This window comes from Natronococcus sp. A-GB1 (assembly GCF_029688845.1).
Lineage (GTDB): Archaea > Halobacteriota > Halobacteria > Halobacteriales > Natrialbaceae > Natronococcus.
The window spans coordinates 329,821-346,525 of the sequence record NZ_JARUKW010000001.1 but is presented as its reverse complement, the minus strand read 5'-3'; the positions used below and the strand labels follow the sequence as shown (position 1 = coordinate 346,525).

12 protein-coding genes and 1 pseudogene are annotated in these 16,705 nt (G+C 65.8%); 9 read left to right on the top strand and 4 right to left on the bottom strand.

The window, feature by feature from the left end; genetic code table 11:
- Positions 1-14: 14 nt before the first annotated feature.
- Both QA600_RS01765 and QA600_RS01760 read right to left on the bottom strand, forming a co-directional pair.
- Positions 15-1,163 carry a TrkA C-terminal domain-containing protein gene (locus QA600_RS01765; RefSeq protein ID WP_278290248.1) on the bottom strand — a complete coding sequence of 383 codons (1,149 nt, stop codon included), beginning with the start codon at positions 1,161-1,163 and terminating at the stop codon, positions 15-17.
- A gap of 37 nt (positions 1,164-1,200) precedes the next feature.
- On the bottom strand, positions 1,201-2,487 hold the full coding sequence (locus tag QA600_RS01760) for a TrkA C-terminal domain-containing protein (protein ID WP_278290411.1): 1,287 nt from the start codon (positions 2,485-2,487) through the stop codon (positions 1,201-1,203).
- 94 nt (positions 2,488-2,581) lie between these two features.
- Between QA600_RS01760 and QA600_RS01755 the strand changes: the two genes are divergently transcribed.
- Both QA600_RS01755 and QA600_RS01750 read left to right on the top strand, forming a co-directional pair.
- Positions 2,582-3,571, top strand: a complete 990-nt coding sequence (locus QA600_RS01755) for a patatin-like phospholipase family protein (protein WP_278290247.1) — start codon at positions 2,582-2,584, stop codon at positions 3,569-3,571.
- A gap of 24 nt (positions 3,572-3,595) precedes the next feature.
- Positions 3,596-4,777 carry an NAD-binding protein gene (locus tag QA600_RS01750; RefSeq protein WP_278290246.1) on the top strand — a complete coding sequence of 394 codons (1,182 nt, stop codon included), beginning with the start codon at positions 3,596-3,598 and terminating at the stop codon, positions 4,775-4,777.
- 50 nt (positions 4,778-4,827) lie between these two features.
- Here the strand turns inward: QA600_RS01750 and QA600_RS01745 are convergent.
- Positions 4,828-6,164 (bottom strand): annotated as a pseudogene (locus tag QA600_RS01745) (transposase).
- 350 nt (positions 6,165-6,514) lie between these two features.
- On the opposite strand from QA600_RS01745, the gene QA600_RS01740 reads away from it, so the two are divergent.
- The 4 genes from QA600_RS01740 (at position 6,515) to QA600_RS01725 (ending at position 13,048) form a co-directional block, all read left to right on the top strand.
- On the top strand, positions 6,515-6,841 hold the full coding sequence (locus QA600_RS01740; protein WP_278290245.1) for a hypothetical protein: 327 nt from the start codon (positions 6,515-6,517) through the stop codon (positions 6,839-6,841).
- Positions 6,842-7,007: 166 nt separating this feature from the next.
- On the top strand, positions 7,008-8,846 hold the full coding sequence (locus tag QA600_RS01735) for a PQQ-like beta-propeller repeat protein (RefSeq protein WP_278290244.1): 1,839 nt from the start codon (positions 7,008-7,010) through the stop codon (positions 8,844-8,846).
- A 144-nt stretch (positions 8,847-8,990) separates the two neighbouring features.
- Positions 8,991-10,868 carry a PQQ-binding-like beta-propeller repeat protein gene (locus QA600_RS01730; protein ID WP_278290243.1) on the top strand — a complete coding sequence of 626 codons (1,878 nt, stop codon included), beginning with the start codon at positions 8,991-8,993 and terminating at the stop codon, positions 10,866-10,868.
- A 143-nt stretch (positions 10,869-11,011) separates the two neighbouring features.
- Positions 11,012-13,048, top strand: a complete 2,037-nt coding sequence (locus tag QA600_RS01725) for a PQQ-binding-like beta-propeller repeat protein (protein ID WP_278290242.1) — start codon at positions 11,012-11,014, stop codon at positions 13,046-13,048.
- A 71-nt stretch (positions 13,049-13,119) separates the two neighbouring features.
- Here QA600_RS01725 and deoC read toward each other — a convergent pair whose 3' ends face one another.
- Positions 13,120-13,755: a deoxyribose-phosphate aldolase gene (gene deoC, locus QA600_RS01720; protein WP_278290241.1), complete on the bottom strand. Its 636-nt coding sequence runs from the start codon at positions 13,753-13,755 to the stop codon at positions 13,120-13,122.
- Positions 13,756-13,826: 71 nt separating this feature from the next.
- Here deoC and QA600_RS01715 point away from each other — a divergent pair, with 71 nt between their 5' ends.
- From QA600_RS01715 to QA600_RS01705, 3 genes are all read left to right on the top strand, one after another.
- Positions 13,827-14,807 (top strand): ribose 1,5-bisphosphate isomerase, encoded by a 981-nt coding sequence (locus QA600_RS01715; protein WP_278290240.1) that lies wholly within the window; start codon positions 13,827-13,829, stop codon positions 14,805-14,807.
- 69 nt (positions 14,808-14,876) lie between these two features.
- Complete coding sequence (locus tag QA600_RS01710) at positions 14,877-15,689, top strand: DUF63 family protein (RefSeq protein WP_278290239.1); 813 nt, start codon at positions 14,877-14,879, stop codon at positions 15,687-15,689.
- Between the two features lie 37 nt (positions 15,690-15,726).
- Positions 15,727-16,620: a carbohydrate kinase family protein gene (locus QA600_RS01705; RefSeq protein WP_278290238.1), complete on the top strand. Its 894-nt coding sequence runs from the start codon at positions 15,727-15,729 to the stop codon at positions 16,618-16,620.
- The last annotated feature ends 85 nt before the right edge of the window (positions 16,621-16,705 follow it).

Sequence of the window (16,705 nt, the reverse complement as noted above, 5' to 3'; positions counted from 1 at the left end):
CCGCGGGCAAGTAGCTACCGCTCCGGGAGCCGACGGAGGGCCTCGGGACGGCCGAGGACGTACGCGACGTCGCCGGCAGCAAGACGGAGGTCGTCGGACGGGAGCGCGACGGCGTCGTCACCATCCCGGTCGACCGCGAGCACCAGTGCCGGCAGCGAGTCGACGGTCGTCCCGTCGAGGGAGCCACCGGCGTCGACGGCCAGCGCGGTGACCGTCTCGTCGGCCGCACGGAGCGCGGACACCAGCTCCCGTTCCGCGTCGGGCGTTCCCGGAAGCGTGACGAGTCGGTACGGGCGGTCGGCGTCGAACGCGCCAGCGTCGTCGGCGTCGACAGCGACGGTCGCCGCGTCGTCGGCCGTTCCCCGCAGTTCGCCGACCGCGAGCGGTCGAGGTCCGTCGTCGCTGGTCCAGATCTGGACGGCGTCACCCGGGCTGGCGTCCACGGCGGGATCCGCACGAATCGAGAGGGCGACGGTGCCGGGAGCCAGCGTCGGCCCGATCCCCGCCGGTCGGCTCCCCAGCCCGAGGTACTCGATTTCGCCGTCAGCTCCGAGCTCGACGTCGACGTGGCCGATCCCGTAGTCGCGCTCGAGGCGCGCGGTCAACCGATCGCGCAGCTGTCCGGCGGGCAGGTGTCGCGGGAAGAGAAACGTCCCGCCGGCGAGAGCCGCCTTCGTCTCAGCGTCGACGGGATCGTAGCCGTCGACGTCCTCGATCGTCTCCGGCAGCTCTACCGCGGTCACGCGGCCGGCCGAGCGGACGAGCTGGCCCACGTCGTCGATCGTCCGCGGCGCGGCGAGCGCGAACACGTCCCGCCCGAGATAATCTCCGACCCGTCGCCCACCGTCGGCGGCGATCGCACTCGTCGCGAAGACGATGACGGTGTACACCGCGGTCTCGATCTCGAGCAGCGGCGTCGTGCCGATGATCGCGTCCTGGAGGGCTGTCTTCGTGTTCAGCCAGATCGCGACGGCCGTAATACCGGCGAGGACGCCGACCCCCTCGGGGAGTTCGTCGGCGCTGTACCACCGGAAGGTCACGGCCGCGGCTGCCGCCGTTCCGGCCGCGAGGACGGCAAAGCCGAGTATCCTGCCGAAGACGTCGAGCAGCGAGTCGACGGCGGGGTCGGGCTGGGCGAGTTGCGTGACGAACGGATCGATCACGGACGATCACCCCGCCGACGATCGATTGTCGGGCAACTCATCGTCCGATCGCCTCCGCGAAGGCATCGGTCACCCCTTCGGGGCCGGCGACGAACACCTCGTCGCCGGCTTCGAGTCGGTCCCCTCCCCCCGGAACGAACCGCCACCCCTGGCGACGATCGTCGGGATCGGCGTCCTGTCTGCGGACCGCGAGTACTCGCACGTCGGACGGCGGATCGACGGGCGCCGACTCCGCGGTCGCGCCCACGGTCAGCCGACGGATCGCGTACCCGGCGCGTTTGACCAGCGCAAACGCCTCGAAATCCCGGTTGGTTCCCCGCGAGCGGACGATCAGCCGGGGTGCCTCGGCCTCGAGCAGCGGTTTCACGGCCGACCGGTCGACGGCGATCGTGACGAGGCCGACGCCGCCGGGGCTCGCGACGCTCGAGCCGCCCGGAGCCGGGGACGAGGACGGAGATGGGGAGTTCGCCGCTTCCCGATCCGCGTCCGACGCGGCCGGCTCGACCCGGTTCGCGTCGGACGCCGCCGACGGCTCCTGGGCCCCCGGTTGCTCTCGGCCGTCGTTCCGGTCGATCCGCGCGCTCAGTACCCTTCCCGCGATCGACCGGGAGCCCCCCTGTACGGTCACCCGATCCCCGCGCGCCAGCCCGGTCGGCACCAACGTCGCGATCGACACCGCCCGCTTTCCCTCCGGCACGCGCCGCGAGAGCCCGCCGGCCGACGGCGCCGCGGCGATCGTCGCGCGCCCTCGCTCGTCGATCGAGGCGGTGACGTCCGCGAGCTCGTGGTCGGTTCGAAGGCGCTCCTCGAGGCGCATCTTGAGTTCCGAGAGTGGAAGATCGGCCGGGAGCCGCCAGGAGCCGGTCCGGAGCGTCCTGCGGAGATCGGCCGACAGCGGGGGATACCCCTCCATGTCTCGGATCTCGCCAGTAGGTCGGATCGTAACCTGTCCGGCGGCCCCGACGAGTTCGATCACGTCGGCCGAGAGGGTCCGCTGACGGAGCCCGGACAGCGAGAGCCGCCGCGGCAGCTCGGCACCAAGTTTGTCGCCCTCGTTGTGAGCGTACAGCGCGAGCATCAGGACGACCAGCACAGCGACCAGCAGCCGGGGAGATTGGGCGATGTCGGGCTCGACGAGTCCGAGCAGGCCGCCCTGGACGCTGGCGATCGAGAGCGCCAACACGACCACACCGAAGCCGGGCAGCGTAACGCCGGTCACGTAGCGAACGAGAAAGCCGAGCGCGCCGGAGACGAACGCGGGCACGATTCCGGTCAGGAGACCGAGGTAGAGACCGAGCAGTACTTCGACCGGCAACGTCATGATCGGCCGGTCGGCCGGAACCGTTAAACAGCTACCGGCTCGCGGGACCACAGCCGGAACGAACTTGGTGGGCGATCGGAAACACTCGGCAACGACGATGAGTTCAGATCCACAGCGCGTCGCAATCGCGTGCCAGGGCGGCGGCAGCCACACGGCGTTTACCGCCGGCGTACTCTCTCGCCTACTCGAGGACGAAGCCCTCGCGGACGACGTCGAAATTGTCGGCTTCAGCGGGACCTCCGGCGGGGCGGTCTGTGCGTTGCTCGCGTGGTACGGCCGCGAACACCCCGATCACGAGCCCCGACAGCTGCTGGCCGACTACTGGGCGGACATGGCCGCCCACGGGCCGATCGACCGGCTGGCAAACGAAACAGTTCGCTGGACCGGACGACTCCAGCGGATGGGCGTCCCCACCCCCGAGGTCAGCCCCTACCAGTCCCCCGCCGCGCTCTGGGGTCGCCGGGAGTTCCTCGACCTGCTCGAGCGCCACGTCGACTTCGAGGCGATCCCCGAGCTGCTCGACGGGAGCGAGCCGGCGCTGTTGATTAGCGCCGCCAACGTGCTCTCTGGAGAGTTCAAGCTCTTCCGCGAGGACGAGCTCTCGGCGGAGGCGGTCCTGGCATCGGCCGCTATCCCCTACGCCTTCCCGGCCGAGGAAGTCGGCGGCGAGTACTACTGGGACGGCCTGTTCTCGAAGAACCCGCCGATCAAGGACTTCGTGAGCAACCGGGAGACGGCCGATCCCGACGAGATCTGGGTGATAAAGATCAACCCGCAGGAACGACCCCGCGTCCCGAAATCCCAGGAGGGGATCGCCGACCGACGAAACGAACTCTCGGGTAACAAGTCCCTGAACAGTGAGGTGAGCTTCGTCGAGCAGCTCAACGACTGGGTCGATGCGGGCTATCTCCCCGAGAAGTTCACCCACACCGAGATCGAACGCATCCGCTTTCGCCGGCCCGATCTGGGCTGGCGGACGAAGCTCGACCGGAGCCCGGACTTCCTCGAGGGATTGTTCGAAGACGGCGAGGAGGCCGCGGCGGAGTTCCTCGCCGACCAAGAGGCGACCGCGAACGAAGAGGTTTAATCGGCCACGCCTCCGAGCGGGGGTATGGTCGGCGAACGCATCGTGGAACGGCTGCCCGAGAACTGGCGCTGGGTGGTGACGACGCGGGCGGCCGTCGCGCTAGCCTTGCTCGTCGCCCTGCTCTCGGTCGCGACGGGGATCCTCAGAATCGATCAGCAGGCGGCGGACTTCGGCCCCTTCGCGGCCCACGTGCCGATCATCGTCCAGAACGCGGTCGGCTTTACGGGAGCGCTAACCGGGTTTCTGATGCTCGCAAGCGCGCTCGCGCTCAGGCGGCGACTGCGTTCCGGCTGGTGGGCAACGTTCCTGCTGTTGCCGCTGACGGCGATCCAGGGGCTGTTACAGGCGAGCCCGTACTCGCTGCCGCTGGTTGCCCTCTCGGTGTGTGCACTGCCGGTCCTGCTGCTCAGCCGACGGCAATTCGACCGCTCGCTCGCGCTGACGACGACGCAGCTGGCCGCCGGCGGCGCGCTCGTCGGCGTCCAGGCCTACGGCACGTTCGGCTCGTACGCCTTACGCGAGCAGTTCGACGGGATCGACCACCTGCTCGACGCGTTCTACTTCACGCTGATCACCTCGAGTACGGTCGGCTACGGCGACATCGGGCCGGAAACGGAGGTCGCCATGCTCTTTACGATGTCCGTCGTTGTGCTTGGCGTCGCGAGCTTCGGTATTGCCATCGGATCGCTCGTCGGACCTGCAATTCAGGCTCGCCTCTCCAAGACCCTCGGTATCATGACAGACTCAGAACTCGACTTGCTGGACGACCACATCCTCGTGCTTGGGTACGGGGACCTGACCGAACCGATCGTCAACGAACTCCACGATGCGGACCGCCAGTTTCTGGTCATTACGCGGGATCAGGAGGCCGCCAGCGCGCTCTCCGATCGAGACATCCGCGTGCTGACGGCCAATCCGAGCGACGAGGAACCCCTCCGCCGGGCGCGGATCGAGAACGCCCAGGCCGTCCTCGTCGCAACCGACGACGACGCCCAGGATGCGATGGCGGTGCTGACAGCTCGCGAACTCCGACCCGACGTCCGGATCGTCACCGCCGCGACGGATCGCCAGAACACGCGAAAGCTCGAGCGAGCCGGTGCCGACGACGTCATCAGCCTCGCCGAACTCGGCGGGCACCTACTCGTCCAGTCGGCGCTCGGCACCGACGAGTCGCCACTCGTCTCGCAATTGCTCGAGACGGATTGACATCCTCCCTGCCCTGAAGGGCGAGGATTCCCGCGTTGGGATATTACGGTCTACGACGTGACCCGTTCTTGCGGTGCGAACGCACCAGTTTCCTTGTCAAACAGGAACGTCGATGGCTGTGCCAACCAGCCGTTACTCCTATCACCGTCCCCAGAACGTAAGACGTTCTGGTGTGCGGACGAGACGCGATGCGTCTTGTCAACGCCATCCGTGACGGGACTCGGAGATACTTTCTGTCGAATGTCCTCAGCACCGTTCACATCAGCGTTCGCCACCATCCCGCACTCGTCACACACGTACAACCCACGTTCAACACGGTTAGCCTTTCGTTCCCGACCACAGAACGAACACGACTTCGACGTACCCCGCTCGGACACTTCTTCGACCGTAATACCTTCCATTTCGACCTTGTATTCGAGCATCGAGGTGAACCGGTCGAACGCCCACGAGTGCAAGTCGAGGTTACCGTGTTCACCCCAGTTTTTCGCTTCGCCGTTCTCGTCATCCTCGCGGATACCGGAGAGATTTCCCACCACAATCGTCCCAACACCCTCCTCAACACACCGCTGAACAATGTGCTTGGAAAGTGTGTGGAAGTAGTGACTTCTCCGTCGAGACTTCTTCTGATTCAACCTGGTGGCCTGCTCGGAATCCGAGTCGTCACACCGGGAAATCCGCTTGCTGAAGTAGTAGTCGTCCTGCTTCAGACAGTTCAGCGGGTACAGTTCGCTGTGGCCGTCCTCGTAGGCGAGTGCTGCGAAGTTGTTGATGCCAAGGTCAACACCCACGGTCTTCTCTCCGAGTGTTTCAGTCACTTCGACCTCAACTTTGCAGACGAAGTGCAGTTCCCATTCATCGCCCGTCCAGACTGCCCGAACCTGTTGGACGTTCTCCACGGTGGAGAGGTCAACGTTAGGGCGAGTCTGGTACTCACAGAGAATGAAGTCCGACCAATACTCCTTGAGGTTCGACCCTTTCGAGAGTCGAACACGGTCGTACCGGATGTCGAGTTCAAATCCGGCGGCTTTGAACGTGACTGTGCTTGCGGGTGTTCGTCGCCGTGTTTGCGGTAGCCGGGCGGGTTCGCCCGTGTGTCTCCATTTTGTCGTTTGCCGTACCAGCCGTCGAACGCCTCAGCGAGTTCTTGAAGGACTCGCTGCCTTGACTGAGAATGCAGGTCATCGTAGCGTTCGTGGCTCTTGAGGTACGCGGTGAGTTCGTCATGTTCTGGGATATAGTTGATTTCGTCCCAGACACGACTGCACGTCCATCGTCCGACGTTCCAGAGTTTCGAGGCGGCGAACCCGAGCGAATCAAAGTCGTCAGACACCTGTGGCTGATTCCTGATGGAAGCAATGTAGGTGCGGGTGACGACCTGTTTGGCCATACGTAACCTATGTAGACAAATTTATTTGAAAGTGCGGATTACACAGCGTGGAATATCCTGCCGTTCAATCAAACGGCGGTTTGTGAACGGTATTGTCGGATTCATCCCCGCCCTAAAGCGCGGGGCTTTCTCCTTGACTCTCCGTAACCCGTCCGCAGCGGCGTAACGTCACTCGACCATCCGATTACAGCCAATCTCACCGCAAAAAATATAGTGCGCTGGGGATGAGTGTGTGTATACAGGACATGACACAAATGATACGTGAACGGATCGTCAGCCGGATCGGTGGTCCCGGTTCGAGACGAGGCGTACCGAATCGCTCGTCGCTCGAGCCGGTGGAGGGAACGTAGATGCTGCAGCTACTCAACGCCGCGTTCGTGCTTCAGGCGGAAGGCGAGGAGCTGCCGATAGACGAGTCGACGTTCGTTCTCATCGCGCTGGCCGTCTCGCTCGTCTTCCTGGTGATCACGATCGGCGTCGCCTACTGGATCTACAAGGACGCCTCGAAACGGGAGAACAACGAACTCCTCTGGGCGCTCGGCACCGCCGGGCTGTTGTTCCTGTTCTTCCCGCTCGGCGTGGTCGCCGCGATCGCGTACTTCGTCGTCCGCGGGGAGAAGACGCCCGAGGACGAGGGGGAACCGCGGCAGGCCGAACCCGCCGGCCAGGAGTGGTAGCGACCGGGAAACGCTCCCTCGAGCCAGCGAGTCCGTCCTCGAGAGCTCGATACAGCAGGTATCGTCCGACGATTACCTCGATCTCGCCCGTCCGAAACAGTTGCGGGAGGAACAAATCAGCCGTAGCAACTGGATAGTAATCGGACGGTCTATCGTCGACACCCGTATGACGAAGTGGCGACGGCGTTCGGTGCTGGCGACCGGTGCAACGCTCACTGCAGGGGGGGCCCTCGCGTCGGTCGGTGCCGGGGAGGAGTCGGCCGACGACGACCTACCGGATCCGGACCGCGATCCGAACCCGGGGATGGACGAGGACTGGCCGTCGTTCGACGGCGACGCCGGGCACTCGAGGTACGTCCCCGACGGGACCGCGCTCGACGGCGACGCGCTCGAGGCAGCCTGGTCGGTCGACTTCGGCTTCGGACGAGACGCCGGCGTGGCCGTCGCCGACGACGTCGTCTACGCGACGAATGCGAACGGAGTCGTCGCGCTCGACGTCGCCGACGGTTCGATTATCTGGGAGAACACCGACGTCGACGCGAACGCGCCGTCGGTTGTCGACGACACCGTCTACGTTACCGGCGACGAACTGTTCGCGCTCGACATCGCCGATGGAAGCGTCCGGTGGCAGACCGAGTTCGAGCCGGAGGATCCGATTCAGAGTCAGACCGTCGCGTACGGAGGCGTCTTCGTCGTCGTCAACGGCACGCTGTACGCCCTCGAGACCGACGACGGCTCGGTGCGATGGGAGATCGACACGCTCACCGCTGAACCCCAACACGATGACGAGGGCGAGCAGGAGTACGACTTCCTCGATACGACCGCCGCGGCGAACGGCGTCGTCTACGCCGGCGCGGGGGATCTGGAAGGTGGTGCAACGGTTGCACTCGACCCCGATACGGGTGATGAGGTCTGGCGAGGGGATTCGAAGTTTTACACCGGAGGCGCCCAGGCACGGGCGACGGCGACCGCCGTCGTCGTGAGCCGGGTCGATTTCTACGCCCGGGTGCTCCTCGACGCACAGACCGGCGAGCATATTGCGAAGGTGTCGGCGGAGGGGATCTCGGTGACGCTCGGCAAGGAGCGCTACCTCAGCGGGTACGAGGCCGACCAGCTCACGGGAAGCGCCTATCACGGCGACGAGGACGACTGGGGTGTCGACGTGTCTCGAAACGTCGGCCGCGCGATCATCGCCGGCGACACCGTCTACGTCTACTTCAGGGGAACGGATGCGACGTACGGAGAATACGACGGCGAACTCGTCGCCCTCGACAAGGACGACGGGAGCGAGCGCTGGGCAATCCAAGCCGGGGAGCTGCCGGTCGGCAACGTCCTGGGTATCAGCGACGAAACGCTCTACGTCGAACACGAGGACAGTCTCGTCGCGCTTCGCGAGGAGGATGATGGGGACGAAGAGACCGGCGAGGACGACGAGAGTGACGAAGACGAAGATAAGGGAGAAAACGGCGACGACGACGGAGACGAGGACGAAAGTGAGGAAACGGCGGACGATGATCGCGGAGATGGGGACGACGAGGATGACGACGACGGTGAGGAGGAGAGCGAAAACGGAGACGACGAGCAGTACGACGGAGATGAGGAGGGCGAAGCGGATGACAACGAAGGGGTGGCCGACGACGAAGACGAGAGCGAAAACGGAGACGACGAACAGTACGACGGAGATGAGTACGACGGAGATGAGGACGAATCGGATGACGACGGCGACGGCGACGACGAGATAGACGACGAAGATGAGGACGATATCGGCGATGAAGACGACGTCGACGACTCCGAGGAGGACGATATCGGCGACGAAGACAACAGTGACGACGAGGACGGCGATATCGACGACGACGAGGCCGACTCGGTTCCCGGCTTTACGACCGGTGCCGGCCTTGTCAGCGGCGCGTTAGGGCTCGAGTGGCTGCGCCGACGGGCCGCGGCAGACGAACAGGCTGACGCCGCGGCCGAGCCGCCGACGTCTGGGGAGGAACGAACCGAGTAACCGGCAATTTGGGCCGGTGTTCCGCCAGCCGAACCGACGAGCTCCGTCCAGCAGTTCCGATCCGACCTTTGAGACGGTTGTTGAGCGTTCAATTCAGTGATAACGACCCGGTAGTAATCCACATGGGCTAATTTCCGGCCACGTATGACGACGTGGCGACGACGGTCAGTGCTGACGACGGGCGCAGTGTTCGCTGCCGGTGGCGTACTCTCCTCGGCCGCCTCCGCTGACGGCGAGGACGATGATGAACAGCTTCCGGACTCGGATATCGACCCGAACCCGGAGACGGATGCGATGTGGCCGTCGAACGACGGCGATGCCGGCCACGCGAGGTACGCCGCCGACGCCCCCGAGTTCGATGGCGAGGCGCTCGAGGCCGCATGGACGGTCGAACGTGCCGATGGAAAGCCGGCCGTCGCCGACGGCGTCGTCCACCTGCAAACCTTGGACGGGATCGCCGCGTTTGACGCTGCGGACGGCTCGACCATCTGGGAGATTGACGGGGATGACGACTATGACTGGATACGATCCGCCAACGGGATCGAAACGAGCGATCCAGCGGTCCTCGGAGACACAGTCTACTTCCGCAGCCTGGAACCCAAAGCGGACGAGTACGGCGACCGAGTCTACGAACCCAACGTGGTCGTTGCACTGGATGCTGCAGACGGCAGCGTCCGTTGGGCGGAAGACCTCGACGAAGTGGGTACCTTGACCGTCGCCTATGGGACCGTCTTTACCCTCTCCGGTGACACCGCCTCCGAGGACATGGACGCCACGCTATACGCCCTGGACGCGGACGACGGCTCGGTCCGGTGGGAACGCGAGTCGATTACTATCGGAGCTGAGGACGACGAGGAGTACGAGCTGTTTGGGGAGACGGCTGCCGCAAACGGCGTCGTCTACACCGCAGCGAGGAGCGAGTCAGCGGAGATTGTAGTCGCGCTGAATCCGGACTCCGGTGACGTGATCTGGCACACCGAGGACGATCTGGATGAGACACGAGGCGTCGGCCAGATCAGGGCGACGACAGGGGGTGTCGCCCTCGACACGCCCGGGTCCGACGCCCGGTATCTGTACGATCCGGTGACGGGCGACGAGCGGGAGACGGTAACAGCCGACGGGATCGACCTCGTCCTCGGCGAGGAGATCTCCATCGGTGGCGACGGCGAGAGCGAGATCAGCGTCCACTCTCACGACGACGAGAACGGCGGCTGGGACATCGAGGTGGACGAAAACGTCACCGACGCGGCCGTCATCGGTGGCGACACCGTTTACGTCTACTTCGCCACGAGTGACTCTTCCGAGTGGGACGGGTACAGCGGGGAGCTCGTCGCCTTCGAGAAGGACGACGGGAGCGAACGCTGGACGGTTTCGACGGACGACCGCTCCGTTGGAAACGTCGTGGCCATCGACGACGAGACGCTCTACGTCGAAGACGGTAACGCCCTCGTCGCGCTTCGAGAAGATCTGAACGAGGGCGATACCGAGAGAGACGACGAGACTCCCGAGGAAGACGAGGATGAATCTGTCGACGAAGACGAGGACGGCGACAGGGATCCCGAGAGCGACGACGAGGATGCGGACGACGAAGGGGGAGAGACCGACGACGAATACGAGGGCGAGGAGGACGGAGACGACGAATCGGATGACGTCGACGACGGTGACCAGGAGGAGGGCTCCGACGACGGAGATGACGAGCCGGATGACACCGAGGGAGACGGCGAACCGGATGACGACGACGGTGACCGGGATGATACGGACGGCGACGGGGACGATAGCCGGAGTGACATCGACGACGGTGGCGACGGCGAAACTGATGGCACTGGAACTGGAGACGACCCAGACGATACCACAGAAGACACGGACGGCGAAACCGACGACGATGCCGATTCCGTTCCCGGGTTCACGACCGGTGCCGGCCTCGTCGGCGGCGCGGTAGGGCTCGAGTGGCTCCGACGGAAAGCGGGGGCGAACGATACCGTAGACGAGCCAACGGAGGCTACGGAGGACCGAACGGAGTAACCCGCAAGTCGGATCGGTGGTCCGCCAGCCGAACCGACGGACCCCGTCGAGCAGTCCAGATCCAATCTTGGGACGGTTGTTGTGCGATCAATTCAGTGATAACAACCCGGTAGTAATCCACACGGTCTGAGTTTTAGGCACGTATGACGTGGCGACGACGGTCAGTGCTGACGACGGGTGCAGCGTTCGCTGCCGGTGGCGTACTCTCCTCGACCGTCTCCGGCGACGGCGACGGCGACGCCGACGATAACGACCTCCCGGACCCGGCTATCGAACCGAATCCGGAGACGGACGCGGTGTGGCCGTCGTTCGACGGCGACGCCGGCCACGCGAGATACGCCGCCGGTGCCCCCGAGTTCGACGGCGAGGCCCTCGAGGTGGCCTGGACGTTCGAACGCGCCACTGGAGAGGCGGCAGTCGTCGACGGCGTCGTCTACGCGTCGAGTCCGGACGGAATCGTCGCGCTCGACGCCGCGGACGGCTCGACGATCTGGGAGTACACTGACGCCGACGCGAATAGGCCGTCGGTCGTCGACGACACCGTCTACGTCGTCGATGACGAACTGTACGCGCTCGACGCCGCCGACGGAGACGTCCGCTGGCAGACCGAGATCGAGCCCGAGGATTCGACAGGGACACAGACGATCGCCTACGGGAGCGCGTTCGTCGTCGCCGACGGCACGCTGTACGCCCTCGATACCGACGACGGCTCGGTTCGGTGGGAGCTCGAGTCGATCACCGCCGAGACCCAGGGCTCAGACGACGAGGAGGCGGAGTTCGAGTTCAGGAGTACGACCGCCGCCGCGAACGGCGTCGTCTACGCGCTGGCGGCGGACGACGACGGCGGCGCGCGCCTCGCGCTCGACCCCGAAACGGGCGACGAGGTCTGGCGGGCCGAGTATATACAACACGACGGCTTCGGAATTCCGCGGGCACGTGCGACCACGACTGTCGTCGCTCTCGGCGGGGTAAGCCACTACGCACGAGACGTCCTCGACGCACAGACTGGCGAAGAAAAGGGGAAAGCACGGGCCGAAGGAATCGCACTCGTGCTCGGCGAGGCGATCCACATCGGCGGCTACGACGGCGACGCGCTGACCGCAACGTCGGTTTCCGACGACGCTGACGATTGGGGTGTCGACGTGCTTCGAAACGTTAAGCATGCGGCGGCCATCGGCGGTGATACCGTCTACCTGCACATCAACGACAACGCGGGGACCGGCGACACCACAGATGCCGACGAGCTCGATCACTCGGAGTACCACGACGAACTCGTCGCCTTGAACACGGACGACGGGAGCGAGCAGTGGACGATCTCGCCCGACGAGCTGCCGATCGGCCATGTTGTGGCTATCGACGACGAGACCCTTTACGTCGAAGACGACGACAACGAGGGCGAGGGCCTCGTGGCACTTCGCGAGGAAACCGACGAAGACGGTCAGCAGGAGGATGACGATGGACAGGAAGACAGTGAGGATGAAGAGGACGGTACCGATGAGGACGAGCGGGAGGGGCCGGAGGAAGACGGCGAAGACGACGGAGACAACGGCGACGAAGACGAAGATGGCGACGGTGACGAAGACGAGCAAGACGACGGTAGCGAGGAGGATGACAGCGGGGACGAACAGGATGAAGACGACGAGGATCCGGACGATGACGACCAGGGAGAGCCGGAAGGCGATGGCGAGGACGAAAGTGAAGCCGACGACGACGAAGAGCCGAACGGCGACGATCAAGAGCATGACGACGAGGAGGAGAGCGCTGACGATGGAGATGAGGAAGACGACGCCGACGAGGACGACGAGCAGTACGGCGGGGAAGAAGGAGACGAGGACGAAGCCGAGCGTGATGACGGCGCCGGCGACACCGACGAGGACGACGGTATCGGCGAAGAGGGAGACGATGAAACGGGTGACGACGACCCGAACGGAGACGACGAAGTCGAAAGCGAGGACGAGCCGGACGCCGACGACGAAGACGATGAAGCCGATACGGACGACGATGACGACACGGACACCGAAACCGACGACGAGTCCGACTCCGTCCCCGGGTTTACTACCGGTGCGGGTATCGCGGGCGGTGCGTTAGGGCTCGAGTGGCTCCGCCGACGGGCCGCAGCCGACACGTCGGCGGAGTCGATGAACGAAAAGGGAGAATCCGCGGACGAACCCACGAACTAGCGGGTCCATCGCGGCACCGTCAACGACGCCTTTTCGACGATTCGATCGGCAGAAACCGAAACGCTGCCGTGCTACTCCGGCGCGCCCTCGAGGATCTCGACCCCGCTCGAGGCGCCGATCCGTTCGGCACCGGCGTCGATCATCGCCATCGCCTCCTCGTAGCTGCCGACGCCGCCGCTTGCCTTGACTGGAAGATACTCGCTCATGAGTTCGACGTCCGCGACCGTCGCGCCGCCGTCGGCGAACCCGGTCGACGTTTTGACCATCGCGGCGTCGGCCTCGCGGGCGGCCTCGCAGGCGTCGCGTTTCTCGTCGTCGGTCAGCAGGGCCGTCTCGATGATCACCTTGACGGGGATCGGGACGGCCGCGACGAGCTCGGCGAGTTCGTTTTCGACGGCCTCGAGCCGGCCCGTTTTGACGTCCGCAACGTTGAGGACGACGTCGAGCTCGTCGGCGCCGGCCTTCCAGGCGAGGACGCCCTCGCGGCGTTTCACGTCGGGGGCGTTCTGACCGTGGGGAAAGCCGATTACGGTCGCGACGGTGACCTCGGGGGCGTAGTCGGCGGCGTGTTCGACGGCGTACGGCGGGATACAGGCGTTCATCCCGTGTTCGGCTGCGACGTCGAGGACGGCCTCGACGTCGGCGATCGTCGTTTCGGGGCCGAGGACGGTGTGGTCGATCAGGGGAGCGAGTTCGTCGCGATCCATACCGACCCGACTCGCCGAACGGTCAAAAATCCGTCCGATCCCTTATTTGGGTTCGGTGGCTACTGGCCGCCATGGACGAGGAGCAACCCGACGTCGCCCCCGTCGTCGAGGCGACGGCCGACGATATCGCGACGATGGAGATCCGCGGCGCGGCGGCGATCGGGGACGCCGCGGCAGAGGCGCTTGCAACCCAGGCCGAGCGCTCCGACGCGTCGACCCCGGCGGCGTTTCGCGACCAGCTTCGCGCCGCCGCCAAGGAACTGTACGAGACCCGGCCGACCGCCGTGAGCCTCCCGAACGCCCTCCGGTACGTCCTGAGAGGGATCGAGGGCGAGACCGTCCCGGAGCTTCGGGAGTCGACGATCGGACAGGCCCGGGAGTTCCAGGCCGACCTCGAGCAGGCCCAGGAACGACTCGGCGAGGTCGGGGCGAACCGCTTGCGGGACGGCGACGTCGTGATGACCCACTGTCACTCGACCGACGCGCTGTCCTGCGTCGAGGCGGCGCTGGATGCGGGCAAACACGTCGAGGCGATCGTCAAGGAGACCCGACCGCGAAAGCAGGGCCACATCACGGCCGAACAGCTCCGGGAGTGGGACGTTCCCGTGACGCTGGTCGTCGACAACGCGGCCCGGCGCTACCTCGACGACGCCGATCACGTGCTGGTCGGCGCCGACAGCATCGCGGCCGACGGCAGCGTCATCAACAAGATCGGGACCAGCGGACTGGCGGTCAACGCCCGCGAGCGCGGCGTTCCGGTGATGGTCGCCGCCCAGACGATCAAGCTCCACCCCGACACGATGACGGGCCACACCGTCGAGATTGAGATGCGCGACGAGTCGGAGGTACTCTCCGAGACGGAGTACGCCGACATCACCGGCGGCGACCGCGCCGACGACGGCCTCACGGTGGAGAACCCGGCGTTCGACGTCACGCCGCCGAGACACGTCGACGCGATCGTCACCGAACGGGGCCAGTTCCCGCCGGAAAGCATCGTCACGCTCATGCGGGAGCTGTTCGGCGAGACGACCGGCGAACCCTGGGAGGTGTAGACGGGACGACGGCACCTCGAGGCGGTCGGGATCGGAAGCGGTTAGTCGCTGCTGTGTTCCAACTCGAGTATGGTGCTTCCCGAGGGGTTCGCGCTCCCGCCCGCGCAGTTTCTCGTCCCGCTCGCAGTGGCAGCCGTCGCCGTCGCCGCGGCGCTGTGGTCGGCCGATCCGCCCGTAACCGATCGGACGGTGCTCGCCTTCGTCCCCTGGATGGTGTTCGGCTCGAGCCTGCACGTTCTCCACCGGCTCGAGGCCTACCCCGACGACCTCGCCGTGCTGTTCGGAACGCCGAGCGTCTACGTGATAACGGGGACCGTCGGCGGCGCCGTCTGGCTCGGTGGGATCGCGCTCGAGCGAACCGGAGCCGTCTCGAGCGAGTCCCTCGTCGCCGCCGTCGGTACGCTCGGCTTCGTCGGCGCTGCAGCGACCGCCGTCAGCGTTCAGGGCGGGTTCGGCAACGTCTTCTGGCCGCTGCTCTCGGTCGTCCTGACGGTGCTGGTCACGGCCGGCGTCTGGGCCGCGCTCGGCCGGCGCTACGACCGAGTCGCCGCAGTCACGGGCGCGACCGGCGCGCTGGTCGTCTTCGGCCACACCCTAGACGGGATCTCGACGGCGATCGGCTTCGACGTTCTCGGGGCCAGCGAGGAGGTTCCGCTCTCGCTCATGATCCTCGAGGCCGGCCACGCCCTCCCGACGGCCGACTACATCGGCGGCGGCTGGCTGTTCGCCGTCGTGAAGGTCGCACTCGCAGTGGTTATCGTCGGCCTGTTCCGGGCGTACGTCGAGGACGCCCCGCGACAGGGTCGGGCGCTGCTCGCCCTCCTCGCTGCAGTCGGTCTCGGACCGGGCGCGCACAACGTGCTCCTGTTTCTCGTCACCTAGACTTTTTGCCCCCCGCGCCCTCTGTTGATAATCTGTTATGGTTACCGTCCTCACCGCGGGTCACGTCAACTGGGACGTGACGCTCCGTATCGATCGACTCCCGGTCGCCGACGGCGAGGCCTCGATCCGCTCCCAGCAGCAGTCCGGTGGCGGCAGCGCGGCGAACGTCGCCGCGACGCTGGCCGGACTCGAGGTCGACGTCGGTCTCGTCGGCAGCGTCGGCGACGACGACAACGGACTGCTCGCCCGTCACGAACTCGAGGAGACCGGGGTCTCGATCGACGGCGTTCGGATCGTCGAGGACGCCGAGACGGCCGTCAAGTACCTGCTGGTCGAGGACAGCGGCGAGGTCGCCGTCCTCGGCAACGACGGTGTCAACGAGGCCGTCGAGCCGGCCGACCTCGAGCCCGAGCGAATCCGGGCGGCGAGTCACGTCCACCTGACGAGCCAGCGTCCCGACACCGCCGCCGAGATCGCGTCGATCGCCAGCGAGGCCGGCGTCACCGTCAGCTTCGATCCAGGACGTCGCCTCGGCGAGCGGGACTTCGGCGACGCGCTCGCGCTCGCCGACGTGATCTTCGTCAACGACCGCGAGGCCGAGGCGATGCTCGAGGCCGAGTACAACGATTCGGCGTTCGACGACCGGTTCGTCGTCGTCAAACACGGTGCCGACGGCGCGTTGCTCCACACGCCCGACGGCGACCACGTTCACCCCGGGTTCGAGGTCGAGACGGTCGACACCGCGGGCGCCGGCGATGCCTTCGCCGCCGGCTTCCTCGCAACGATGGCCGCTACCGGCGACGGCGAGTTCGACCCCGAGCGAGCACTCGAGTACGCGAACGCCTGCGGTGCGCTGACTGCCGGACGGAAGGGAGCACGAAGCGTCCCGTCGGCCGCCGAGGTCGAGGCGTTTCTCAGCGAACGCCACTGATGGGTTATTTTATATGATCAAGTATGGTAGATGACGGTAGATGTCTGACATACGAATGACGGCTGTATGACGAGCGGATGAGAGC